The organism is Flavobacterium erciyesense (assembly GCF_018069925.1).
Lineage (GTDB): Bacteria > Bacteroidota > Bacteroidia > Flavobacteriales > Flavobacteriaceae > Flavobacterium > Flavobacterium erciyesense.
The window spans coordinates 1-23,859 of sequence record NZ_JAGPXB010000001.1 but is presented as its reverse complement, the minus strand read 5'-3'; the positions used below and the strand labels follow the sequence as shown (position 1 = coordinate 23,859).

Here is a 23,859-nt window from a genome sequence, read left to right as displayed (position 1 = left end):
CTCCTCAATTTTAAAGTGTACAAATAGTTATACGTAAGGAGTTGCAAAAAAGTTACATTTTTTAAAAATAAATTTATTTAGTTTAATCCTGAGCGAAGCCGAAGGAGGGCATTTTCGCCGCGGCGAACCATGCTATTCGTTACAATCTTTTTATTCGCCGCGACGAATAAAAAGGATTTCCACTGCTATCCCTAATGCGGTTTGGTATACATTAGAACGATATGTGTTTTTAGAAAACAAAAATCCCGTTCGCATTGGCGAACGGGATTTTCTATAAATAAACCTTTAGTAAACTAAGATCTGATTACTCTTTTTTCTCCTCGCGCGGAGGTCTTGGTAAAAGAGCTTTTCTTGATACTTTCTCTTTTCTAGTTTTAGGATCAAGTCCTAGGTATTTTACTTGGAACACATCGCCCATGTTTACCACATCGCTAACGTTTTCAGTACGTTCCCAAGCTAATTCAGATACGTGTAATAAAACTTCGTTTCCAGGAGCTGCTGTATATTCTACCACCGCACCGAAATCTAACATTTTAATTACTTTCACTTCGTAAGCTTCACCCATCGCTGGTTTGAAGATGATAGAGTCAATTTTAGCTAAAACAGTTGCAATTCCGTCTGGATCAGTTCCTAAGATCTCAACTACTCCTTGCTCGTCCACTTCGTTGATTACGATAGTTGTTCCTGTAGCTTTTTGTAATTCTTGAATTACTTTTCCGCCAGGTCCAATTAAAGCACCAATAAAGTTTCCAGGAATAGTTCTGGTAATAATTTTGGGAGCATATTTTTTAACATCAGCTCTTGGTGTAGCAATTGTCTCAGTCAATTTTCCTAAAATATGTAAACGTCCATCACGAGCTTGTGCTAATGCTTGCTCCATAATGTCATAACGTAAACCATCAATTTTAATATCCATTTGACAGGCAGTAATACCGTCAGCAGTTCCAGTTACTTTAAAATCCATATCTCCTAAGTGATCTTCATCACCTAAAATATCAGATAGTACAGCAAATTTTTCGCCGTCAGTAATTAATCCCATGGCAATACCGGAAACTGGTTTTACCATTTGAACTCCAGCATCCATTAACGCCATTGTACCAGCACAAACTGTAGCCATTGAAGAAGACCCGTTAGATTCTAATACTTCAGATACGATACGAATTGTGTAAGGACAATCTGCAGGAATCATGTTTTTTAACGCTCTTTGCGCTAAGTTACCGTGACCTACTTCTCTTCTTGAAGTTCCTCTTAAAGGTTTTGCTTCTCCAGTTGAGAAAGGAGGGAAGTTATAATGTAAATAGAATTTTTCTTCACCTTGTTCAGATGGAGAATCTATTTGATTCGCTTCTCTTGAAGTTCCTAAAGTTACTGTAGCTAAAGCTTGAGTTTCTCCACGTGTAAATAAAGAAGACCCGTGAACTCTTGGTAAATAATCAGTTTCACACCAAATTGGTCTGATGTCTGTTGTTTTTCTACCGTCTAAACGAACACCTAATTCTAATACTACATTACGAACGGCTTCTTTGTTTGTTTTATAAAAATATTTAGAAACTAAATCTCCGTCTTCTGCTAATTCTTCTTCTGTAAATAAAGCTTTTACTTCTTCTTTTACTTCAGCAAATGCAGCGGTTCTTTCATGTTTAGCAGAACCTACTTTAGCGATATTGTAAATTTTATCGTAAGCAGCAGCTTTTACTTTTTTATAAATTTCTTCGTTTTCTTTCTCACCTTCGTAAGTACGAATTTCTTTTTTACCAAAAGCAGCTTGCAAACGCAATTGCGCTTGAATTTGAACTTTGATTGCTTCATGAGCAAATTTGATAGCTTCTACCATTTCTGCTTCTGAAATTTCTTTCATTTCTCCTTCAACCATCGCTACAGAATCCATAGAAGCTCCAATCATCATGTCGATGTCAGATTTTGCTAAGTCTTCTCTGCTTGGGTTGATCACAAATTTCCCGTCGATACGCGCAACACGTACTTCAGAAATTAAATTGTGAAAAGGAATGTCTGAAACCGCTAATGCTGCTGAAGCGGCTAAACCTGCTAATGAATCAGGCATTACTTCTTCGTCATGCGACATTAATTGAATCATAACTTGTACTTCCGCGTGGTAATCATCTGGGAAAAGTGGACGTAAAACACGGTCAACTAATCTCATAGTTAATACTTCGCTATCACTAGGACGTGCTTCTCTTTTGAAGAAACCACCTGGGAAACGACCTGCGGCTGCAAATTTTTCGCGATAATCTACTGTTAAAGGTAAAAAATCTACATTTGGATTGATGTTACGAGAGGCTACCGCTGTGGCAAGGATCATCGTATCACCCATTCTTACTACTACAGATCCATCAGCTTGTTTGGCTAAACGACCTGTCTCGATTGTGATGCTTCTGCCATCACCTAAATCGATACTTTCTACAAATAATTGTGGAATCATAAATTTAATTTTTTAGTTAAACATGGGTTCTAGTTGTGTTGTAGTTGTTGTTGTGCGTAGTTAATGCCTAAAACCCAATGAAAAACCAAACTTTTTTTAATGATCAATTCAAATGAATTGATTTTGCGATTTTGTCTTAGCTCTAATCCCTTTTGTGTCAGGACTTCTGTAGTGATTCAAGACAATATTATATAAAATAAAAAAAGAGGCACTTTCGCACCTCTTTCCTATTGATTATTTTCTGATATTCAATACTTTGATAATTTCACGGTATCTGTTGATTTCTTTCTTTTTCAAGTAATCTAACAACGATCTTCTTTTTCCTACTAGTAATACTAATGAACGCTCAGTGTTGTAATCATGACGATTTTTTTTCAAGTGCTCAGTTAAATGACTAATTCTGTAAGTAAACAAAGCGATTTGCGCTTCAGCTTTTCCAGTATTCGTTTTTTCTCCGTGTTGTGCGAAGATTTCTTCTTTAATCTCTTTAGTTAAATACATTCCAATATTATTTAATGATTCTTATGTATGTCTGCCATCTATTGGTAGACGGGTGCAAAATTAGTATTTATTTCTGATAATTAAAATTAAACTTGCGAAATCTTTTAAAAACTTTGCTTTCAGTATCTTAACACTAATTTGCCATTATTGTTATTGGTAAACTGTAAAAAAATCGAGAAATAATCCCTCTTATTTTACCTGGATTCCAGTTTTTAGCTTCATTTATAACTCTTAATGCTTCTGCTCCGGTTCCATATCCCGCATCTCGTACCACTTTTGCTTCTGTGAGCTTTCCGTCTTTGTCGACAATAAAGGTCACATAAATTTTACCACTAAAACCACGAATATTTGGTGCGTTGTATTTTTTTCCTACGTAACGATAAAAATCATTTATGCCTGTTTTCGGCGCTGGTTCTTCTTTTACTTCGGTGTAGGAATACTGATGATTGTCCTCATCAGTACTGTTGCCATTTATGAGTTTGCCGCTATCGTACTCTTCCAAATATGAAATTTTAGGACGTGTTGAGTTCCCTATCCATTTTCCGTGTTTGAATCCATTTTTGATTTCGCCTTTCTCATAAACGGTTCCTACTATCTCAAAACCTTCAACAATATCTTCGTCAATTGCTTCGTACATTCCATTGCCATCAATTACTAACTGTGTTTTATCGGGACTCCAAAATTGCAATACTTTTTCACTAGTTTTATTTGTGCTTTTATCGTAGCTAAACTCTTTTTCGGATTGTATTGAACCATTTTCATACCATCGATATTGCTTGCCTGTAATGTGAGAATCAATGTAATTGGTGATTTCTTTTTTACGTCCGTTTTCGTAATAGCGAACCACTGATCCATCTGGTCTTAAAATGTCTTTGTCTTTTGAAGTGCCAGCAGCGTAAATTTTACCAGATCTGTAGTATTCTAGAAACTGATAGTCATCTTTTTCTACGTAGTACTGCTTTATTACTCTTACGAATTTATGATTAGCTTCTTCTCCCACACGACCTAAAGAGTCAATATAGAAAAAAGCATCGTCATTTTTTTGTCCAAAAGAAGGAGTGACAAGACAAATAAAAAATAAAGTGATAATACAGAATTGAATTTTGAATTTTTTGTTGCTCATCATCAATTGTAGTCTTAAAATAATGTTGCAATCTCTTGATTTACAAACTCTAAAAATCGTTCGTCTTTCTCAGTGAAAGGATCTATTACATGGCTATCAATGTCAATTTGGCCAATATTTTGTCCGTTTACGAAAAGAGGCACAACAATTTCAGATTTTACGGTAAAACTACAAGCAATATAATTGTCCTGAGCGCTTACATCGGGCACCACAAAATTTGCATTCGACTCGGCAACTTGTCCGCAAATTCCTTTTCCGAAAGGGATTACAGTATGATCTGTTTCCGCACCTACGTAAGGTCCTAAATGAAGCGTTTTTGTTTCGTGATTGGCAAAATAAAATCCTACCCAATTGTAGTATGAGATAGAATTGCTCAAAAGCTGACAGATAGACAAAAGTTTTTCATCTCTACTTTGAGTTGTATTTTGAGTAATTTCGGTAACTTTAGGTTGTAATTCTTGAAAGGTCATGTTTTATTGATTTTATTTTACAAAAGTATTTAAAGACGGTTTTATATTTTGTATAAATTTGTTAAAAAAAATCAAGTTGAAAAAATATTATTACCAATACAAACCCTTTTTACTTTTTTTAGGTTCTTTTTTTCTGAGTTATGTTGTTTTGACAGCTTTATACCAATACTACTTATCTGGATTTGAATCGAATAAAGTGGATGGGATTACCAAAATGGTCAGCAATAATACTGCTTGGGTTTTGGATTGTTTTACTACTAATTCTTTTGTGACTGAAAGTTCAAAACATGCTTACATGAAACTCATGTATCAAAATCATTACGTTGCCAGGATTGTCGAAGGTTGTAATGCAGTGAGTGTTCTTATTTTGTTTGCCTCATTTGTAATTTCTTTTTCTGGTCGTTGGGCTATTACAATTGGGTATGTTTTGTGTGGTTGTGTTTTAATTTATATCCTAAATGTACTTCGTATTGCAGCCTTGAGTGCTTTAATTTTTTATTATCCAGAGCATGAGCCTTTTCTACATGGAGTCATTTTTCCATTATCTATTTATGGGGTGGTGTTTTTATTGTGGTTAATTTGGGTTCGTAAATATTCGAGTTATGCTGCGTAAACTACTTCAAAACAAATCGCGTCTTTTCTTTTTGATTGTTCTTATTGTACTTTTAATTGCGGTGCGTGCTTTTGAGAATCAAATGTTTTATGATCCACTTTTAGATTTTTTTAAAAACGATTTTGAAGAATCAGCATTTCCGGTTTTAAATAAAGGTAAATTATTCTTTGGCTTATTTTTTAGGTATTCTTTGAATACTGTTTTTTCGCTGGCAATCATTTTTGTTTTATATCGGGACAAAGCTTTAATTAAGTTTGCATCACTGCTGTACTTGTTCTTTTTTGTGGTGTTAATTGTTGCGTTCTATATTGTGCTATTGAATGATTTACCAAATCAAAATTGGTATCTCTTCTACATCAGAAGATTTATAATTCAGCCTCTTTTTTTGCTTTTGTTCTTGGCCGGTTTGTACTATCAAAAGCAATCAAAGTAAATTCATTTTGGGTTTTATCGGTGTTTTTTACAACCGTTAATAAAACTTTAAAATAAAACAATAAATTGTTCTTGATGTTTATTATATGTACTTTCACGCGCTGATAATCGTAGTACAAAAAAACTTAGAATGAACAATTTTGATTGGAAGAATTTAATAGACCCACTTTTTTATATCCATTTTGATGTCAACGGGATTAAGTTGGGAATTTATATCGTTTTATTTATTGTGTTTGCCGAAACGGGTCTCTTTGCAGGTTTCTTTTTACCAGGAGATAGTTTGTTGTTCTTGGCAGGAATTTACAGTCGCGAATTAATTGAAAATATCGTTTTTATTGATCATGATTTCTTAAATGTGGTCTTGTTAGCTACATTGGTAGCATTAGCTGGTATTTTAGGAAACGTAGTTGGGTATTGGTTTGGGTCAAAAAGCGGATATTATTTGTACAACAAGCAAGATAGTTTTTGGTTCAAAAGAAAGTATTTGGTTCAGTCTAAAGATTTTTTCGAGAAATATGGTGGCAAGGCGATTATTTTTGCTCGTTTTCTACCAATTTTTAGAACTTTTGCACCAATAGTCGCTGGTATTGTTTCTATGAACAAGCAAAAATTTATGTTTTATAATGTCTTGAGTTCATTTATTTGGTCTTTCACTTTGATATTCGCAGGACACTACTTGTACGGTTTTCTTTTAAAGAATTATCAAGTTGATTTGAAAGAGCATATTGAATTAATTGTTTTGTCACTCGTAGGAATTACAATACTACCGGTTATTTATAAGTTCAGTAAAAAATCAAAAGAGTAAAAAAATAGTTATACAAAAAAGCCCCAATTTAATTTGGGGCTTTTTTTATGTTTAGTAATGAACAGGAAATTACATCATTCCTGGCATTCCACCGCCCATTGGCATTCCGCCACCAGCGTTTTCTTCTTTAATGTCAATTAATGCACATTCTGTTGTTAAGATCATTCCAGCTACAGATGCTGCATTTTCTAATGCTACACGAGTTACTTTCTTAGGGTCGATAATTCCAGCAGCAAGCATATCTACATATTGATCTGTTTTAGCGTTGTATCCAAAATCACCAGCGCCTTCAGCAACTTTCGCTACTACAACAGATCCTTCAAGACCTGCGTTTTCAACGATAGTTCTTAATGGAGCTTCTACTGCACGAGAAACAATTTGGATTCCCGTAGCTTCGTCAGCATTGTCTGCAGTAATTGAAGTAAGAACATTTTTAGCTCTTAATAATGCTACACCACCACCAGCAACAATACCTTCTTCTACAGCAGCACGAGTTGCGTGTAATGCATCGTCTACACGGTCTTTTTTCTCTTTCATTTCTACTTCAGAGGCAGCACCAACATAAAGAACAGCAACTCCACCAGCTAATTTAGCCAAACGCTCTTGTAGTTTTTCTTTGTCATAATCAGAAGTAGTAGCTTCCATTTGACCTTTAATTTGGTTCACACGATTTTTGATCATGTCCGCATCTCCAGCACCGCTTACAATTGTAGTATTGTCTTTATCGATAGTTACTTTTTTAGAAGTTCCTAACATTTCAATAGTAGTGTTTTCTAAAGTGTAACCTCTCTCTTCAGAAATTACAGTTCCTCCAGTTAAAATTGCAATATCTTCTAGCATTGCCTTTCTTCTGTCACCAAATCCAGGTGCTTTTACAGCAGCAATTTTTAATGCTCCTCTTAATTTGTTTACTACTAATGTTGATAAAGCTTCGCCATCAACATCTTCAGCAATAATTAATAATGGCTTACCTGATTGCGCTACAGGCTCAAGTACTGGTAATAATTCTTTTAAAGAAGATACTTTTTTATCGTATAGTAAAATGTAAGGACTGTCAAGTTCTACTTCCATTTTTTCTGAATTTGTTACAAAATACGGAGATAGGTATCCTCTATCAAATTGCATTCCTTCAACAACATCTACAAATGTATCTGTACCTTTTGCTTCTTCTACAGTGATTACTCCTTCTTTTCCTACTTTTGCGAAAGCAGTAGCGATTAATTCACCAATAACTTCGTCATTATTAGCAGAGATAGAAGCAATTTGTTTGATTTTTTCAGAGTCGCTACCTACTACTTTAGCTTGCTGAGCTAAGTCAGCTACAATAGCCTCAACTGCTTTGTCAATACCGCGTTTCAAATCCATTGGGTTAGCTCCGGCAGCTACGTTTTTTAATCCTTCTTTTACAATTGCTTGCGCTAAAACAGTTGCAGTTGTAGTTCCATCACCAGCTAAATCATTAGTTTTCGATGCTACTTCTTTTACCATTTGAGCTCCCATATTTTCTAAAGGATCTTTTAATTCGATTTCTTTAGCAACGGTAACACCATCTTTGGTTACGTTTGGACCTCCAAAAGCTTTTCCAATAATTACATTACGTCCTTTTGGTCCTAATGTTACTTTTACAGCATTTGCTAATGCGTCAACTCCACGTTTTAATCCGTCACGTGCTTCAATATCAAATTTTATATCTTTTGCCATTTTTAATTTAGTTTAAAGTTGTTTTAGTTTAAAGTTGCTTTCAGGAATCTAACCTGAAACTTTTAACAAAATTTAGATTATCGCTAGAATATCATCTTCGCGCATGATCAAATAATCTTTTCCTTCTAATTTTAATTCTGTCCCAGCGTATTTTCCATAAAGAACAGAATCTCCAATTTTTACGGTCATTGTGTGTTCTTTAGTTCCATTTCCTACAGCAACAACAGTCCCTTTTTGAGGCTTTTCTTTGGCTGTATCTGGTATAAAAATTCCTGATGCAGTTTTTGTTTCTGCGGCAACAGGTTCGATAAGAACTCTGTCTGAAAGTGGTTTAATGTTTAATGCCATGATTTATGTTTTTAAATTATTTATTTTGGAATGCTCAATAACTTTCAGAAATTATGCCATGGTATTAAAACTGACATAATTTCTTAAAAAAAATGCCAGCTTTGACAAGCTGGCATTTTGTATTGTGTGTCGTAAAAATTATTTAGCTGGATTTGTAGCAGCTGGAGCCTTTTGTGCTGGTACAGCTGGAGCCTTTTGTGCTGGTACAGCTGGAGCTGGAGCCGCTGATGCTGGCGTGTTTTCAATGATTTTAGAATCTGTATCACTTAATGATCCAGTGAAACTTAAGCTTGAAAGTAAAATAAGCGCAATTAAAATAGCAGAAAGTGTCCAAGTACTTTTGTCTAAGAAATCAGTTGTTTTTTGTACTCCACCTAACATTTGTGAACCACCAACATTAGATGATAATCCGCCACCTTTAGGGTTTTGTACCATGATTACTACGATTAATAGGAAACAAACTATAGTTATTAAAACTAAAAAAATTGAAAATGTGCTCATTGTTTAATTATTATTATGTTGTAAAATCTTAATATCCGATATGCGGTCCGCAAAGAAACTACTTTTTTCTGGATATTTCAAAATTAATATTTCATAAGCTTGTATCGCTTTTTGATATTTTTTTTGCTCCAAATAAACTCTCGCTAAGGTCTCTGTCATTAATGCCGAATGATCTGCTGTAGGAAGTTCAATATTCACAGCTGGACTAGAGTTCTGCTTTACAGGAGAAATTTTAGGACTAGTCTCAATGAACTTATCAATAATGGCTAATTTTTTTAATTTTTCGGGATCAAGCGCAGGTTCCTTTGGAATACTTTGCTCAATTTCGTCTCGTTTGATAGGCTCTGTTCTTGAAAGTTGTAACCATTCTTGAAACGAATGTTGCTCTTGTTTTGAAAATTCTAATGGACTTCCAATTTCGAGTTTTTCGATCAGTATGGCTTCTTGCTCTTTGGGTTCAGGCGTTGAAGCTTCTTTAATCGAGGTTAAAATTGACCTTTCAACAGGACTCAGCACCGGTGTTGTAATTTCAGGCTGCTTTATTTCTTCACTATCAATAACATTAATGTCTAAGATGGCTTGGAGTTTTTTTTCGTAAAGTCGCTTGTGTATAGCCACAAAATTTTCGGAAGTGATAAAATCAAATAGTACCGAACGATCTGTGGTGTGGGCGGCCGTTAGTTTTAAAGCGCCATTATATTTAAAGCTGTTTTGACTGTATAGCCCTTTTAGCTGAATGGCTTTCGCACTTTGAAAATAAGGATACGATGCAATCACGTCGTCTAACGATGTGGTTTGCTTCTCAAGGATAGCATCCGGCTTGGTTATTAAATAGGTAAAGTCAGCTAATTCCATTTTTTTTAAATCAAGTTGTATGCTAATATACAGCTAGTTGGTCAAATAATTGTGAGTGCAGGTTGGATTAAGTTACCACTTAGCCAAAGACTCGTTGAAGATATCTTGTGTAATACGATCAAAAATTTCTTCCAAGGCACTATTAAGTGGTGCACCTGTTAATTGCTGTTCGGCAGGATAATCAAAGAAAAAGCTAAACGATTTTTCAAAATCATCTGTTTCTTTTTTCTTGTTTGAAAAACGAACATTTACTCGAACGGTCAAGCGGTTTTGTGCAGCTCTTTGATCAGCAGTGGCGGTCATTGGACTAATTCTGTAATCTACAATTTCACCTTCGTAGGTTAAGTCGGCACCATTCGTTACAAGGTTTAAATTCGTTTGATTCTGAATCAAATCTTGTAATTTCAAGGTAAATGTTCTATCGATTCCAGGTTCAATTAATTCAGCATTATTCTGAAAAAACCCTACTTGAAAGGTTTTGGCATCAATGTTACCTGTTCCCGTAAAATTATAAACAGAGCAGCTATTGGTGCTTGCAATTATTATGGCTAAAAGAAAATATTTTATAAATTTCATGTTCTTGAAAGTAATTGGTGAAAATTTAATCTGTTTTTTACAAATCAAATTGCTTAATTTTTCGATACAAAGTGCGCTCCGAAATTCCTAATTCATCAGCAGCAGCTTTTCGTTTTCCTTTATTTTTTTCTAGCGACTTTTTTATCATTTCAATTTCCTTTTGCTCCAAGCGTAATGTTTCTTCTTCTTCGACTGTTTCTGCAAATAGATAATTGTCATCGTTTTCTTGATATAATTCTTCGGCAGAAGGCGTAGTGATTAAACCGGTTCTTGGTTCTTCTTCAAAATCTATTTCGTTGTCGCTATCTTTTGTTCCGTAGATTTTCTTGATCAAATGTTGATTCGTTTCTTGGACTTTGGTACTTCCGTTTTGAATTAGTTCAAGGGTAAGTTTTTTGAGATCATTCAAATCACTTTTCATATCAAAAAGTACTTTGTACAAAATTTCCCTTTCGGTCGAAAAGTCGTTTTCACTTTTTTTATCCTTAATTACAGATGGCAAATTACTTCCTTGCTCGGGTAAATACGATTGCAAAGTTGCAGCAGAAATATCACGGTTGGTTTCTAGAACTGAAATTTGTTCCGCTACGTTACGCAATTGCCTAATGTTACCGCTCCATCTAAATTTTTGCAGTAACAGCACCGCATTTTCATCTAGTTTCAACGGAGGCATTTTGTATTTGTGTGCAAAATCAGCAACAAACTTTCTGAATAACAAATGAATATCGTCCTTGCGCTCGCGTAAGGGCGGTAAAGTAATGTCTACGGTACTCAAACGATAGTATAAATCTTCTCTAAAGTTTCCTTTCTCGATGGCGTCAAACAAATTCACATTGGTGGCAGCCACAATGCGCACATCAGTTTTTTGGACTTGTGACGATCCTACTTTGATAAACTCGCCATTTTCTAGTACACGCAATAAGCGTACTTGGGTGGTAAGAGGCAATTCGCCCACTTCGTCAAGAAATATAGTTCCGCCATCAGCTACTTCAAAATAACCTTCACGTGTGCTTGTAGCACCTGTAAAAGCCCCTTTTTCGTGACCAAATAATTCGCTATCAATAGTTCCTTCTGGAATAGCTCCGCAGTTTACAGCAATATATTTGCCGTGTTTTCTATGGGATAGGGAATGAATAATACGAGGCATATTTTCTTTTCCAACCCCGCTTTCGCCGGCAACCAATACAGTTATGTCAGTAGGAGCAACCTGAATGGCTTTTTCTATGGCGCGATTGAGCTTGGGATCATTCCCGATAATCTCAAAGCGCTGTTTTATATTTTGAACTGATTCCATTTGATTTTTGTTTAAAGTTTTTTTTGTTTCAGGTCTCAAGTTATCGAGTGAACTTTAAACCTGAAACCTGAAACTAACTTTTCTAATTCATTTCAGAATATCCAACTGCTTCCCCTTTTAAAGTTCCGCTTGTGCAACTTGTAATTTTTACATTTACAAAATCTCCAATTTTATAGTTTTCTTTTGGGAAAACAACTGTAATGCTTTGTGAGTTTCTACCTGAGAATTCTTGAGTTGATTTTTTAGAAACTTTTTCTACCAAAACTTCTACAGTTTGACCGATAAATTCTTCTGAACGAAACCAAGCGTGTTTTTGCTGTAAGTCTACAATTTCTTGCAGTCTACGTGCTTTTGTCTCTTCGGGTACATCATCTTCCATTTTTCTACCTGCAAGTGTTCCCGGACGTTCAGAGTACGAGTACATATAGCCAAAATTATACTTCACATAGTCCATTAACGCCAATGTATCTATATGGTCTTGTTCTGTCTCTGTTGGGAAACCTGCAATCATATCTTGCGAAATGGCGCAGGTTGGAATTACAGTTCTGATTTTATCAATCAAAGTCATGTATTCCTCACGCGTATGCAAACGATTCATTTCTTTAAGAATGCGATTACTTCCTGATTGTACCGGTAAGTGAATGTGCTTGCAAATATTTGGGTATTTAGCTATCACTTGTAAAATACTTTCATGCATATCTTGCGGATTTGAGGTTGAAAATCGAATGCGCATTTTAGGAAAAGCAACGGCAACCATTTCAAGCAATTGATCAAAGTCGATTGCAGTAGCTTTTTGCATTACGCTAGCATTTACAAAATCTTTTTTCAAGCCGCCACCATACCACAAATAACTGTCAACATTTTGACCTAATAATGTGATTTCTTTGTAACCGTTGTTCCATAAATCTTGAATTTCACTCAAGATACTTTGTGGTTCACGGCTGCGTTCGCGTCCGCGTGTAAACGGAACTACGCAAAAAGTACACATATTATCACATCCTCGAGTAATAGAAACTAGTGCTGTAATACCATTAGTCATTAAACGAACAGGCGAGATATCACCATAAGTTTCATCCTTTGATAAAATTACATTGATGGCATCACGACCTTCTTCAACTTCGGCCAATAAATTAGGTAAATCTTTGTAGGCATCTGGACCAACTACCATGTCAACGATTTTCTCTTCGTCTAAAAATTTTTCTTTCAAACGCTCCGCCATACAACCTAAAACCCCTACTTTCATTTTTGGATTAATGCGTTTTACGGCATTATACTTTTCCAATCTTTTTCGGATGGTTTGTTCTGCTTTGTCGCGAATTGAACATGTATTTACTAAAACTAAATCGGCTTCCTCCAAAACTTGGGTAGTATTGTATCCATTTCCGGATAAAATAGAAGCTACAATTTCGCTATCTGAAAAGTTCATAGCGCAGCCGTAACTCTCGATAAATAGTTTTTTAGTGTTTTCGGGTTTATTTTCTAAAACGAGACTTTCGCCTTGTTTGCTTTCTTCAATTATCTTTTCCATTCCATTTTTTCAAAGGACAAAGATAGAATAATTTGAGTAAATATGACAAGATGTCAGCCTACAAATTAACAATGTTTTGCATTTTACAATGGAATACTCTTGAGCTAACTGAAGTTGTCGAAAAAGTTTGGATTTTGCTCTACTTTTTACTTTGTACTGCGAAATAAGAAATTCTATTTTATGCCATTACTAAAATTTGGTTTCTGATTATTTTTATGAATAGAGTCAGTTTTTTGAAAGAGCGACAACAATTGTTATTATTTAAAATGAACCTCAAAAGACTTATTTTCGTAAAACAAGAGGCGGAATTTATTTATTTTCGAAGTGTTTTTCGAGAGATATAAAACAAGGGGTTTAGCTACAAATAATCAAATCAAGTAGGTATTATTCTATTTTAAAAATCGGCAAAAGCCCGATATATAAAAAAAACTTCTACTTTTGTCCCAGAAAAATAGAGCAATGGCAAAGAATTTAGTTATCGTAGAGTCTCCTGCAAAGGCAAAAACAATCGAAAAATTTCTTGGAAGTGATTATCAGGTAGAGTCCAGTTATGGACATATCGCCGATTTGCCTTCACGAGAAATAGGAGTAGATGTGGAGCAAGGTTTTAAACCAAAGTATGAGGTTTCTGCAGATAAAAAAGCATTGGTTACCAAGTTAAAAGGTTTGGCTAAAAAAGCAGAAATGGTATGGCTAGCGAGCGATGAGGATCGCGAGGGTGAGGCTATTTCTTGGCACTTGGCCGAAGAGCTAAATTTGGATATCAAAAAAACCAAACGTATTGTTTTTCATGAGATTACAAAAACGGCCATTTTAAAAGCGATTGACAATCCACGTGAAATTGACTATAATTTAGTAAATGCACAACAAGCTAGACGTGTACTTGACCGATTGGTTGGTTACGAATTATCGCCTGTTTTATGGAGAAAAATTAAAGGCGGTTTATCTGCTGGTCGTGTGCAATCGGTTTCGGTTCGATTAATTGTTGAACGCGAGCGCGACATTCAAAACTTTAATGCAGTAGCAACTTATTCAGTTGTAGCTGAATTTACAAACGAAGCCGGAAAAGCATTCAAAGCTAAGTTGCCTAAAAATTTTAATACCAAACAAGAAGCAGAAGCTTTTTTAAAAAATAACGTAGGTTCACAATATAAAGTAGGGGAGTTAGAAACAAAACCTACTAAAAAGTCACCTACAGGTCCTTTTACCACTTCAACTTTACAACAAGAAGCAGCTAGAAAATTGTATTTACCAGTAGGTATTACTATGCAGCTTGCGCAACGTTTGTATGAAGCGGGATTGATCACTTACATGAGAACGGATAGTGTTAATTTATCAAAAGAGGCGATGGAAGCAGCTCAGGCTGAAATTATCAAATCCTACGGTAAAGAGTTCTCAAAACCTAGAACTTTTACCAATAAAAGTAAAGGCGCTCAGGAAGCTCACGAGGCGATTCGACCTACAGATATGTCACGTCACACGGTAGATATTGATCGCGATCAAGCCCGTTTGTACGATTTAATCTGGAAACGTACACTTGCTTCACAAATGAGTGACGCACAATTAGAACGTACCAATGTAAAAATTGAAGCTAATAATCACGATGAAGTATTCACAGCTTCTGGAGAGGTGTTGCTTTTTGAAGGATTTCTAAAGGTTTATTTAGAAGGCCATGATGATGACGAAGAAGAGCAAGAAGGCATGTTGCCAGCAATGAAAGTAAACGAAAAGTTGCAGAATAATTATATTACCGCTACTGAGCGTTACTCTCGACCTCCAGCTCGTTTTACAGAAGCTTCGTTGGTGAAAAAATTAGAGGAGCTTGGTATCGGTAGACCATCTACTTATGCACCAACAATTTCTACAATTATCAACAGAAATTATGTTGAAAAAGGAAATCTTGACGGGCAAGAAAGAAAGTACACGCAACTTACTTTGCAAGCAGGCGCGCTTGCTGAAAAAGTACTAAAAGAAAATACAGGCTCTGATAAAGGAAAATTAGTACCAACGGATATTGGAACCATCGTTACCGATTTCTTGGTTAAGAATTTTGGAAACATTCTAGATTATAATTTTACTGCCAAAGTTGAGCAAGATTTTGATGAAATAGCCGAAGGAAATATCGTTTGGACGAAAATGATGCAAGAGTTTTACGATCAATTTCATCCAACGGTGAAGGATGTAGAAGCAAATGCAGAACGCGAAAGTGGTGAACGTATTCTAGGAATTGATCCTAAAACAGGCAAACCAGTTTCGGTGCGTTTGGGTAAATTTGGCCCAATGGCTCAAATTGGCGCTGCTGATGATGAAGATAAGAAGTTCGCAAGCTTGATGAACGACCAAAATATCGGTAACATCACGCTGGAAGAAACTTTAAACTTGTTTTTGTTACCAAAAAACCTAGGGGTTTATAAAGATGAAGAAGTAGAGGTAAGCAATGGCCGTTACGGTCCTTATATTCGTCATGGTGCAGCTTTCGTATCTTTGCCAAAAGGCGAAAATCCACTGGATGTTGATTTTGAACGTGCCAAAGAATTAATTGATGAAAAAGCCCTTGCTGATGCGCCAATTGCAGTTTATAAAGGCGAAGGTGTTCAAAGAGGTGTGGGTAGATTTGGTGCTTTTATCAAATGGAATGGCCTTTTTATCAATGTGAGTAAAAAATATGATTTTGATAATTTATCTCAAAACGATATTGAAGCATTGATTGAAGATAAGTTGCAAAAAAATATTGATAAAGTACTTCACAACTGGGAAGAGGAAGGAATTTTGGTTGAAAAAGCAAGATGGGGACGCTCTGTTATTACTAAAGGAAAGATAAAAATTGAATTAAGTAAGGATGTTGATGCTTCAAAATTGACTTTGGCCGAAGTACAGGAGATGATCGCAAAGAAAACTCCAGCCAAAAAAGTAGCGGCGAAAAAAGCGCCTACCAAAAAAGCAACAGCAAAAAAAACAGCGGTAAAAAAGCCAGTAGCAAAAAAATAGAAAATGGAATTTGATTTTTTGAAACCCATAGATTCAGATGTTCTTGATTTTATAGGTAATCTTAAGGCGCAGCAATTAGGGAGTAAGGTTGTTTTACATACAGCAGATCAATTTCCGGATTTAGATCAAGTTCAAATTGCCATTTTTGGTGTTTTGGATAATCGAGGCGATCGTAATGCTATTTCTGAGGTAGATGTCAATTCAATTAGGGAGCAGTTTTATAGTTTGTTTCCAGGAAATTGGGACGCTTCTATCGCTGATTTGGGAGATATTCCTGCAGGAAGTAATGTTTCAGATACTTATTTTGCGGTGAAGCAAATTGCTGCCGAATTAATTAAAAAAAGAATAATACCTATTGTTCTTGGCGGCTCTCAGGACATTACCTATTCTTTGTATCGTGCCTATGATACTTTAGAGCAAATGGTAAATTTGGTCGCCGTTGATGCAAAATTTGATTTCGGGACAGATGAAGAAGATCTTTCAGCTACTTCATACCTCACCAAAATGATTGTAGAGGAACCTAATAATTTGTTTAATTATTGCAACATCGGATATCAAACTTATTTCAACTCGCAAGAAGAAATTGATTTGATCGAAAAATTGTATTTTGACGCCTACCGATTAGGTGAGGTTTCGAATAATATTGCAATTGCAGAACCAGTTTTTAGAGATGCTGATATGGTTAGCATTGACCTGAATTCTGTAAAATCTTCTGATTCTGGAAATACAATTCGTTTTCAGCCAAATGGTTTTAATGGTAAAGAAATTTGCGCATTAAGCAGGTATGCAGGAATAAGTGATAAAGTATCTTCATTTGGTATTTACAATCATAACAATACTGCTGCCGAAGCCGTGCTTGTAGCTCAAGTCGTGTGGTATTTTATTGAGGGGTTTCATTACCGTTCACATGAATATCCGTTTGGAAGCAAAGACAATTATTTGAAATATATTGTTCCTTTAGAAGAGGAGGAACTTGTTTTTTATAAAAGTGATAAAACGGACCGTTGGTGGATAGAAATTCCATTTATTTCAAATGTTAATAATAAATTAAAAAGAAACACGTTATTACCGTGTTCCTACGATGAATACCTACTTGCTTGCAACCAAGAACTACCCGAAAGGTGGTGGAAAGCACAGAGAAAAAACATCGTTTAGATCGATTTAGGACATATTTATGATTTTTTTATAAAAAATGGTTTGTTTGCTACAAAAAAATTGTTTTTGTAAAAAATAATAAATAGGTTTACACACTTAAAAATAATGATTAGATAACCAAATTTATATGAAGAAGTTCATAGCTTTCACAGCGATTATAGCCCTTTTAATTGGCTGTGGTAAAACAAGCGACAGAGGAGAATTAGTTGGTGTTAATGGAGGGAAATGGCATCCTGAAAAACCTTATGGGATGACTTTGGTACCAGGAGGATCTTTTATAATGGGTAAATCAGATGCTGATTTAGCAAATGTTGAAGATGCGCCTACCAAGACTGTTACTGTGCGTTCTTTCTATATGGATGAAACGGAAATCACAAATAAAGAATATAGACAGTTTGTAGAGTGGGTTAAAGATTCTACGATGAGAGTTCGTTTAGCTATTATGGCTGATATGAATGGTCAAACAGCAACTGCAAGTACCGGAAGAGGCAGAAATGCAGGTAGCATTGGTGATTTCGCATTCAATGATTCAGATCCAGCAAAAATGACTGCTTATGACAAGTACATGTATGATAACTATTACAGTATTGGTACAGAAGATGATCAGTACGCTGGTAGAAAATTAAATAGAAAAGTGAAATTAATTAAGGATACCAAATTATATCCAGATGAATATTACACTGAGGTGATGGATTCTATGTACTTGCCAATCGAAGAGTCATATAATGGTTTACGTACTATAGATGTAAATAAATTGAAGTTCCGTTACTCTTGGATGGATATCCAAGCTGCAGCTAAAGCAAAAGTTGGTAGAAGAAAAGATTTCATCAAAACAGAAACAATTAAGGTTTATCCAGATACTACCGTTTGGATCAAAGATTTTGCTTATTCATACAATGAACCAATGCATAACGACTACTTTTGGCACAAAGCCTATGGAGAGTACCCTGTAGTAGGTGTTACATGGACGCAAGCAAAAGCTTTTTGTGCATGGAGAACTTTGAACAAAAACACATACATAAAATCAAAGAAAAAAGGGCAAGATTTAATCAACTCATTCCGTTTGCCTACAGAGGCTGAGTGGGAGTATTCAGCTAGAGGAGGTTTAGAATCAGCTACATATCCTTGGGGAGGTCCTTACACGAAAAATGATAGAGGATGTTTCTTAGCTAATTTCAAACCAAACCGTGGAGATTATGCTGCAGACGAAGCTTTATATACCGTAGAAGCTAAATCATATGAACCAAACGGATATAATTTATACAATATGGCTGGAAACGTTTCTGAATGGACGGATTCAGCATACGATCCAAACGCTTATGAGTATGTATCTACAATGAACCCAAACGTATTAGATGCATCCAACAAACGTAAAGTATTACGAGGCGGATCTTGGAAAGATGTTGCTTATTTCCTACAGGTAAGCACAAGGGATTACGAATACGCTGATTCAGCAAGAAGTTATATTGGTTTTAGAACAGTACAAGACTACATGGGACTTCAAACAACTGGAACAGGAAAAAAGAAAAAATAACAAAAACCCAATCTATTAAATTTTAAAACTATTATTATGGCATTACTAGGTAAAAAAGCAATGAACTTCGCTTACGGTATGGGAGCGGCAGTTGTAATCATCGGAGCATTATTTAAAATCACACATATTGAATTTGGTCCTATCACAGGAAACTTGATGTTGACAATTGGACTAGTTGTTGAAGCTGCAATTTTCGCACTTTCAGCTTTCGAACCAGTTGATGATGAATACAAATGGGAAAACGTTTACCCTGAGTTAGTAGGTGGAACGGCAAAACCAGCTGCAAAAAAAGCAGAACCAGTAGCGGATACTCAGGGTTTATTGTCTCAGAAATTAGATGCTATGTTGAAAGATGCTAAAATTGACGGTGCTTTAATGGCAAGTTTAGGAAACAGTATCAAAAATTTTGAATCAGCAGCAAAAGGAATTGCTCCTACTGTAGATTCAATTGCTTCTACTAAAAAATATAGTGAAGAGTTAAGTTTGGCGGCTACTCAAATGGAGTCTCTAAATAGCTTGTACAAAGTACAATTAGAAAGTGCTTCAAAAAATGCACAAATTAATGAAGAGGTTGCAGCTAACAATTTGAAATTGAAAGAGCAAATGCAGTCTTTAACTTCTAATTTATCTTCTTTAAATAGTGTATACGGTGGAATGCTTTCTGCTATGAACAATAAAGGATAATTAGTCAAGCGATACATTAACAACAAACTAATTATTTAGAAAATATGGCAGGAGGAAAACTAACCCCTAGACAGAAGATGATTAACCTTATGTATTTGGTTTTCATTGCTATGTTGGCATTAAACATGTCCAAAGAAGTGTTATCTGCTTTTGGATTAATGAATGAAAAATTTGAAGGATCAAATACAGCAGCAGAACAATCTAACGCTCAAATGTTATTGAGTTTAGATGCTAAAGCTGCAGAGGCAGGCGGAGAGTTTAAAGACGCTGCTGCAACTGCGCACAAAGTAGAAACACTTACTAAGAATTTCTACGATTATATTGCAGGTTTAAAAACGGAAGTTTTAACAGGTACCGAAACAAATCCTGATACGGGTAAATTACCTTATGAAGAAATGGATAAAGGAGACAACTTAGATAATTCTTGGTTCAGCCCTGCAGGATATTCTGCAAAAGGTAACGAAGTTGTTAAAACTATTGAGCAGTACAAAAATGATGTTAAGGCAGCTTTAGGTGGAAACAAAAAATTAGCCCCGATTTTAAGCGAAGTAGAGTCAAAATTTGATCTGGCTCCAGTTAAAAACAAAGACGGAATAGCAATAGCATATTTAGATTACCATTTTAAAGGCTTTCCAGCTGTAGCATCGTTAGCAAAGTTATCGGCTTGGCAAAATGATGTTAAAAAAGTAGAAACTGATGTTTATAATACTTTGTTAGGAAAAGCGGCAGTTGCGGCTGCGTCTTACAGTAACTATCAAGCGATTGTTGTTTTAGACAAGAGTGCTTACTTTCAAGGAGAACAAGTTACAGGTAAAGTAGTTTTAGGTCGTTATGACGAAAACACAAAACCAACTTCTTTTTCTGGTCCTGGAAAAATAGTTAACGGACAAGCTGTAATTTCGATGACTGCTGGAAGTGTTGGTGAGCAATCAATCAACGGTAAATTTACTTTCTTAGAAGATGGAAAGAACATTCCTTTACCTTTTCAAGGCAAGTATGTAGTTGTTCCTAGACCAAATTCAGCGACTATCTCAGCAGACAAAATGAATGTTGTTTATAGAGGAGTTGTAAACCCAATTTCTATCTCATTTGCAGGAATTGCTGATAACAACGTTAATGCTTCTGCACCAGGACTGACTAAAGTAGGAAACGGAAAGTACAACATGAGCCCACAAGCTGGTAACGAAGTTGTAATCAATGTTTCTGGAAAAATGGCAGATGGTAAAGTAGCTTCTGATAAACGTGTGTTTAGAATCAAAGGTATTCCTGGTCCAACTGGTACTATACGTGGAGAAATGGGAGTTGTTAAAGGCCCTAAATCAAGTTTAGAAATTTCTACTGTTGGCGCTAAGCTTGTTGATTTTGACTTTGAAGTAGGATTGAGTGTGGTTGGTTTTAACTTAAAAGTTACTGGTCAACCTACCGTAGTTGTTCAAGGAAACAAATTAAACGCACAATGTAAAGCTGTTTTGGCAAAAGCTGGACGTGGAGATCAGGTTACTATTTCTGAGATCAAAACAAAATTAGAAGGAGCGGGTAGCTACTTGTTGCCAAGAACTGCACCTGTAATTTATGAAATACAATAATACAACGGTTGCATAAACCAAAGTCAATATTTTATTAGGACAATATTATGAATGTAAGAAATCTTTTTATCGCTATCGTCTCTCTTTCTTGGAGCATTAGTTCTGTAGGGCAGTCGAATTTGCTTAATGCAAAAACTCCAGACCAAATTGGACTAAAAACCGCTGCGCAGTTGGATTCAGATAACGATAAACCACTAGCATACGGTTATGTACATGATCGTGATGTTTTAATGGGTAAAACAACATGGGAAATTATTGATTTAAGTGAAAAGATAAATTTCGCGTTATACTTTCCGATTGATACAGCGAATATTGGTTCTGATAGAAGGTCTTTGTATGATGTTTTGACTAAGGCTTTGAAAAATGGTGAAATCACTGAAGTTTATACTGATAGTTATTTCAACACCAAAAAATCTTTGCAAGACATTCAGGGTTCTTTAACTCGTGTCGATACAACTGATGCTGGTAGAGAGCAATTAAATGCTGGTAACAGAATTTCTGATGAGTATATTGTCAGACAAGATTTATCTGCACAGGATGTGACGCAGTATAAAATCAAAGGGTATTGGTATTTTGACAAACGTCAAAGTGAGTTGAAATATCGTTTGTTAGGTATTTGTCCTATTACTCCTGACGTGTATACGATGAACAGTGATGAAAAAGATTATATCGAGTTGTTTTGGGTGTTTTTCCCAGCGGCGCGCGAAGTTTTACATAATGCAAAAGCTTTTAATGATAAAAATTCAGCTATGCCAGTTTCGTTTGATCAAATCTTAAACTCGCGCCGATTTAACAGTTTGATTTATAAGGAAGAAAACGTTTACGGAGATCGTGCAATTGAAGAGTATATGAAAGACAATGCTCAAAATCAGCTGTTAGAATCTGAAAGAGTAAAAGATAAGATTAGAAATTTTGAATCGGATATGTGGAACTACTAGTTTCCGTAAGATGATAATAGATAAAACTCTTACCCTTGTGGTAGGAGTTTTTTTTGTTTATTAGTGATATTTAAACTGATATTTTATGATTGATTATTTAATAGTTGGTGCCGGCTTGGGCGGACTTTCTTTTGCAGAATGGGCACTTGAAAACAATAAGACAATTTGTGTGGTGGATAATAGTTCGCAAAATTCTTCCAGAGTAGCCGGTGGTTTGTACAATCCAGTTATTTTAAAGCGGTTCAGTGAGGTTTGGAATGCAAAGGAGCAACTTGAGCAAATGAAAGCTTTTTACAATAGAATTGAAAAACGTTTATCTTTTCAGTTTGATTTTAAAAGGCCTATTTTAAGAAAATTTTTCTCTATTGAGGAGCAAAATAATTGGTTTACAGCTTCCGATAAGGTAAATCTGTCACCTTTTTTATCGACAACATTAATTCATGAAACGTTTGAAGGCATTGACTCTCCTTATGGTTACGGTCAAGTTTTACATACAGGTTATGTAGATACCGCTTTGTTGCTTCAGAAATTTAGGACTTTCCTTTCTGGATCAGGTCAATATATAGAAAATGATTTTGAGTATGACGCTTTGGAGTTGATTACAGGAGGAGTGCGTTACAAGGGGATCATTGCCAAGCATGTTATTTTTGCTGAAGGGTATGGCTTGCACGCTAATCCGTATTTTAACTCTCTTCCATTAGATGGAACTAAAGGCGAATTATTTATAATTGAAGCGCCTGGTTTAAAACTCGATGTAATAGTTAATACCAGCGTATTTATATTGCCGCTCGGACGAAACCGTTTTAAAGTAGGAGCTACTTACAACTGGAAAGATAAAACCAATGATACGAGTGAGGAGGGCAAGCAAGAATTGATTGATCGAATACATGAAATTATCAGCTGTGAATTTAAAATAATATCTCATTTTGCAGGAATCAGACCCACCGTTCGAGATAGAAGGCCATTAATTGGAACGCACCAAATGTATCCGCAATTACATGTTTTAAATGGTTTAGGAACTAGAGGAGTTATGCTAGGTCCGGCAATGGCTAAGGCCTTGTATGATTTTATTGAGTTTGAAATTCCTTTAGACCCAAGTATTGACTGTTGGCGATTTGAAAAGCGTAAAAAGTAGGGGTTTATTTTTTGTTTTGGTTAGGGTCATACGAAACAAACATATTGATATAAATGTTTCGAGCCCATCGTAAAACAAACGGAAATAGTGCTGTTAATGCAATGATAATAACAGCAAATGCCTCTTTTAAGTTTGATTTAAAGAAGAAAAAAGAAATAATAAACGCTGCAATACCTATAGCTACATTGAGTCCGTAGCTTACGTACATTGCCCCGTAAAAGAAGGATGGCTCTATTTGATATCTCAATCCACAATGACTGCAATTGTCATGCATTTTTAAAACTTGGGTTAAATGCCAAGGGTTTTTTTGTAAATACATGCTCTCATTGTGACATTTAGGACAAGTTCCTGTTAAAATGCTATATAATTTGGATCCTTTTTTTAACATTTGCAAAAAATTTAATTTTCCTGATTTTAGTCCTATCAGAAGATAGGCAAATTTAATAAATCACAGAGGAATAAAATCACAATACATGCTTAATATACATAATTTATCGGTTTCTTTTGGTGGCTCTTATTTGTTTGAAGAAGTTACTTTTAGACTCGGTGCAGGAGATAGGGTTGGATTAGTTGGAAAAAATGGTGCGGGAAAATCAACCATGTTGAAAATGTTAGCACGTGACTTTGCTCCAGACTCGGGTGTGATATCTCA

23 protein-coding genes are annotated in these 23,859 nt (G+C 35.5%); 11 read left to right on the top strand and 12 right to left on the bottom strand.

Going from position 1 to position 23,859, the window contains the following annotated elements:
- Positions 1 to 304: 304 nt before the first annotated feature.
- The 4 genes from KBJ98_RS00115 to KBJ98_RS00100 form a co-directional block, all read right to left on the bottom strand.
- The gene (locus KBJ98_RS00115) at positions 305 to 2,440 is read right to left on the bottom strand and encodes a polyribonucleotide nucleotidyltransferase (protein WP_210787764.1); all 2,136 of its coding nucleotides are present in this window, start codon (positions 2,438 to 2,440) and stop codon (positions 305 to 307) included.
- A gap of 234 nt (positions 2,441 to 2,674) precedes the next feature.
- Positions 2,675 to 2,941 (bottom strand): 30S ribosomal protein S15, encoded by a 267-nt coding sequence (gene rpsO, locus KBJ98_RS00110; protein WP_086453034.1) that lies wholly within the window; start codon positions 2,939 to 2,941, stop codon positions 2,675 to 2,677.
- A 133-nt stretch (positions 2,942 to 3,074) separates the two neighbouring features.
- Positions 3,075 to 4,067, bottom strand: a complete 993-nt coding sequence (locus KBJ98_RS00105) for an energy transducer TonB (protein WP_210787763.1) — start codon at positions 4,065 to 4,067, stop codon at positions 3,075 to 3,077.
- 11 nt (positions 4,068 to 4,078) lie between these two features.
- On the bottom strand, positions 4,079 to 4,534 hold the full coding sequence (locus tag KBJ98_RS00100) for a GAF domain-containing protein (protein ID WP_210787762.1): 456 nt from the start codon (positions 4,532 to 4,534) through the stop codon (positions 4,079 to 4,081).
- A 76-nt stretch (positions 4,535 to 4,610) separates the two neighbouring features.
- On the opposite strand from KBJ98_RS00100, the gene xrtF reads away from it, so the two are divergent.
- The 3 genes from xrtF (at position 4,611) to KBJ98_RS00085 (ending at position 6,384) form a co-directional block, all read left to right on the top strand.
- Positions 4,611 to 5,147 carry an exosortase family protein XrtF gene (gene xrtF / locus KBJ98_RS00095; protein WP_210787761.1) on the top strand — a complete coding sequence of 179 codons (537 nt, stop codon included), beginning with the start codon at positions 4,611 to 4,613 and terminating at the stop codon, positions 5,145 to 5,147.
- Positions 5,137 to 5,580, top strand: a complete 444-nt coding sequence (locus tag KBJ98_RS00090) for an exosortase F system-associated membrane protein (protein ID WP_210787760.1) — start codon at positions 5,137 to 5,139, stop codon at positions 5,578 to 5,580. Before xrtF ends, KBJ98_RS00090 begins: the two co-directional genes overlap by 11 nt.
- Before the next feature lie 129 nt (positions 5,581 to 5,709).
- Positions 5,710 to 6,384 (top strand): DedA family protein, encoded by a 675-nt coding sequence (locus KBJ98_RS00085; protein ID WP_210787759.1) that lies wholly within the window; start codon positions 5,710 to 5,712, stop codon positions 6,382 to 6,384.
- Positions 6,385 to 6,453: 69 nt separating this feature from the next.
- Here KBJ98_RS00085 and groL read toward each other — a convergent pair whose 3' ends face one another.
- The 7 genes from groL to miaB form a co-directional block, all read right to left on the bottom strand.
- The gene (gene groL / locus KBJ98_RS00080) at positions 6,454 to 8,085 is read right to left on the bottom strand and encodes a chaperonin GroEL (protein ID WP_210787758.1); all 1,632 of its coding nucleotides are present in this window, start codon (positions 8,083 to 8,085) and stop codon (positions 6,454 to 6,456) included.
- A 72-nt stretch (positions 8,086 to 8,157) separates the two neighbouring features.
- Positions 8,158 to 8,433 (bottom strand): co-chaperone GroES, encoded by a 276-nt coding sequence (locus KBJ98_RS00075; RefSeq protein ID WP_007137725.1) that lies wholly within the window; start codon positions 8,431 to 8,433, stop codon positions 8,158 to 8,160.
- Between the two features lie 138 nt (positions 8,434 to 8,571).
- Positions 8,572 to 8,934: a preprotein translocase subunit SecG gene (gene secG, locus KBJ98_RS00070; protein ID WP_210787757.1), complete on the bottom strand. Its 363-nt coding sequence runs from the start codon at positions 8,932 to 8,934 to the stop codon at positions 8,572 to 8,574.
- 3 nt (positions 8,935 to 8,937) lie between these two features.
- Entirely contained in the window at positions 8,938 to 9,789 is an 852-nt protein-coding gene (locus KBJ98_RS00065; protein WP_210787756.1) for a tetratricopeptide repeat protein, read from the bottom strand.
- Between the two features lie 72 nt (positions 9,790 to 9,861).
- On the bottom strand, positions 9,862 to 10,365 hold the full coding sequence (locus KBJ98_RS00060) for an LptE family protein (protein WP_210787755.1): 504 nt from the start codon (positions 10,363 to 10,365) through the stop codon (positions 9,862 to 9,864).
- A 37-nt stretch (positions 10,366 to 10,402) separates the two neighbouring features.
- Positions 10,403 to 11,659 (bottom strand): sigma-54 interaction domain-containing protein, encoded by a 1,257-nt coding sequence (locus KBJ98_RS00055; RefSeq protein WP_210787754.1) that lies wholly within the window; start codon positions 11,657 to 11,659, stop codon positions 10,403 to 10,405.
- An 82-nt stretch (positions 11,660 to 11,741) separates the two neighbouring features.
- Positions 11,742 to 13,187, bottom strand: coding sequence for a tRNA (N6-isopentenyl adenosine(37)-C2)-methylthiotransferase MiaB (miaB, locus tag KBJ98_RS00050; protein ID WP_210787753.1), 1,446 nt, complete (start codon positions 13,185 to 13,187; stop codon positions 11,742 to 11,744).
- Between the two features lie 459 nt (positions 13,188 to 13,646).
- On the opposite strand from miaB, the gene topA reads away from it, so the two are divergent.
- The 7 genes from topA (at position 13,647) to KBJ98_RS00015 (ending at position 23,207) form a co-directional block, all read left to right on the top strand.
- Complete coding sequence (gene topA, locus KBJ98_RS00045; protein ID WP_210787752.1) at positions 13,647 to 16,175, top strand: type I DNA topoisomerase; 2,529 nt, start codon at positions 13,647 to 13,649, stop codon at positions 16,173 to 16,175.
- Between the two features lie 3 nt (positions 16,176 to 16,178).
- The gene (locus KBJ98_RS00040) at positions 16,179 to 17,330 is read left to right on the top strand and encodes a formimidoylglutamase (RefSeq protein ID WP_210787751.1); all 1,152 of its coding nucleotides are present in this window, start codon (positions 16,179 to 16,181) and stop codon (positions 17,328 to 17,330) included.
- A 127-nt stretch (positions 17,331 to 17,457) separates the two neighbouring features.
- A complete protein-coding gene (porK, locus tag KBJ98_RS00035) occupies positions 17,458 to 18,864 on the top strand; it encodes a T9SS ring complex lipoprotein PorK/GldK (RefSeq protein ID WP_210787750.1) in 1,407 nt (468 codons plus the stop codon).
- A gap of 36 nt (positions 18,865 to 18,900) precedes the next feature.
- Positions 18,901 to 19,548: a type IX secretion system motor protein PorL/GldL gene (porL, locus tag KBJ98_RS00030; RefSeq protein WP_210787749.1), complete on the top strand. Its 648-nt coding sequence runs from the start codon at positions 18,901 to 18,903 to the stop codon at positions 19,546 to 19,548.
- A 44-nt stretch (positions 19,549 to 19,592) separates the two neighbouring features.
- Positions 19,593 to 21,134: a type IX secretion system motor protein PorM/GldM gene (gene porM / locus KBJ98_RS00025; protein ID WP_166133380.1), complete on the top strand. Its 1,542-nt coding sequence runs from the start codon at positions 19,593 to 19,595 to the stop codon at positions 21,132 to 21,134.
- A 47-nt stretch (positions 21,135 to 21,181) separates the two neighbouring features.
- On the top strand, positions 21,182 to 22,072 hold the full coding sequence (gene porN / locus KBJ98_RS00020) for a type IX secretion system ring subunit PorN/GldN (RefSeq protein ID WP_210787748.1): 891 nt from the start codon (positions 21,182 to 21,184) through the stop codon (positions 22,070 to 22,072).
- 85 nt (positions 22,073 to 22,157) lie between these two features.
- Positions 22,158 to 23,207, top strand: a complete 1,050-nt coding sequence (locus KBJ98_RS00015) for an NAD(P)/FAD-dependent oxidoreductase (RefSeq protein ID WP_210787747.1) — start codon at positions 22,158 to 22,160, stop codon at positions 23,205 to 23,207.
- A gap of 4 nt (positions 23,208 to 23,211) precedes the next feature.
- Here KBJ98_RS00015 and KBJ98_RS00010 read toward each other — a convergent pair whose 3' ends face one another.
- Positions 23,212 to 23,595 (bottom strand): DUF983 domain-containing protein, encoded by a 384-nt coding sequence (locus tag KBJ98_RS00010; RefSeq protein WP_210787746.1) that lies wholly within the window; start codon positions 23,593 to 23,595, stop codon positions 23,212 to 23,214.
- 85 nt (positions 23,596 to 23,680) lie between these two features.
- Between KBJ98_RS00010 and KBJ98_RS00005 the strand changes: the two genes are divergently transcribed.
- The coding region (locus KBJ98_RS00005) for an ATP-binding cassette domain-containing protein (RefSeq protein ID WP_210788195.1) at positions 23,681 to 23,859 on the top strand (179 nt) is incomplete at its 3' end.

Excerpts from the sequence above, each read along its gene's own strand:
- KBJ98_RS00115 (WP_210787764.1), bottom strand. The coding sequence starts at position 2,440 with ATGATTCCACAATTATTTGTAGAAAGTATCGATTTAGGTGATGGCAGA.
- rpsO (WP_086453034.1), bottom strand. The coding sequence starts at position 2,941 with ATGTATTTAACTAAAGAGATTAAAGAAGAAATCTTCGCACAACACGGA.
- KBJ98_RS00105 (WP_210787763.1), bottom strand. The coding sequence starts at position 4,067 with ATGATGAGCAACAAAAAATTCAAAATTCAATTCTGTATTATCACTTTA.
- KBJ98_RS00100 (WP_210787762.1), bottom strand. The coding sequence starts at position 4,534 with ATGACCTTTCAAGAATTACAACCTAAAGTTACCGAAATTACTCAAAAT.
- KBJ98_RS00090 (WP_210787760.1), top strand. The coding sequence starts at position 5,137 with ATGCTGCGTAAACTACTTCAAAACAAATCGCGTCTTTTCTTTTTGATT.
- KBJ98_RS00085 (WP_210787759.1), top strand. The coding sequence starts at position 5,710 with ATGAACAATTTTGATTGGAAGAATTTAATAGACCCACTTTTTTATATC.
- groL (WP_210787758.1), bottom strand. The coding sequence starts at position 8,085 with ATGGCAAAAGATATAAAATTTGATATTGAAGCACGTGACGGATTAAAA.
- KBJ98_RS00075 (WP_007137725.1), bottom strand. The coding sequence starts at position 8,433 with ATGGCATTAAACATTAAACCACTTTCAGACAGAGTTCTTATCGAACCT.
- secG (WP_210787757.1), bottom strand. The coding sequence starts at position 8,934 with ATGAGCACATTTTCAATTTTTTTAGTTTTAATAACTATAGTTTGTTTC.
- KBJ98_RS00065 (WP_210787756.1), bottom strand. The coding sequence starts at position 9,789 with ATGGAATTAGCTGACTTTACCTATTTAATAACCAAGCCGGATGCTATC.
- KBJ98_RS00060 (WP_210787755.1), bottom strand. The coding sequence starts at position 10,365 with ATGAAATTTATAAAATATTTTCTTTTAGCCATAATAATTGCAAGCACC.
- KBJ98_RS00055 (WP_210787754.1), bottom strand. The coding sequence starts at position 11,659 with ATGGAATCAGTTCAAAATATAAAACAGCGCTTTGAGATTATCGGGAAT.
- miaB (WP_210787753.1), bottom strand. The coding sequence starts at position 13,187 with ATGGAAAAGATAATTGAAGAAAGCAAACAAGGCGAAAGTCTCGTTTTA.
- topA (WP_210787752.1), top strand. The coding sequence starts at position 13,647 with ATGGCAAAGAATTTAGTTATCGTAGAGTCTCCTGCAAAGGCAAAAACA.
- KBJ98_RS00040 (WP_210787751.1), top strand. The coding sequence starts at position 16,179 with ATGGAATTTGATTTTTTGAAACCCATAGATTCAGATGTTCTTGATTTT.
- porK (WP_210787750.1), top strand. The coding sequence starts at position 17,458 with ATGAAGAAGTTCATAGCTTTCACAGCGATTATAGCCCTTTTAATTGGC.
- porL (WP_210787749.1), top strand. The coding sequence starts at position 18,901 with ATGGCATTACTAGGTAAAAAAGCAATGAACTTCGCTTACGGTATGGGA.
- porM (WP_166133380.1), top strand. The coding sequence starts at position 19,593 with ATGGCAGGAGGAAAACTAACCCCTAGACAGAAGATGATTAACCTTATG.
- porN (WP_210787748.1), top strand. The coding sequence starts at position 21,182 with ATGAATGTAAGAAATCTTTTTATCGCTATCGTCTCTCTTTCTTGGAGC.
- KBJ98_RS00015 (WP_210787747.1), top strand. The coding sequence starts at position 22,158 with ATGATTGATTATTTAATAGTTGGTGCCGGCTTGGGCGGACTTTCTTTT.
- KBJ98_RS00010 (WP_210787746.1), bottom strand. The coding sequence starts at position 23,595 with ATGTTAAAAAAAGGATCCAAATTATATAGCATTTTAACAGGAACTTGT.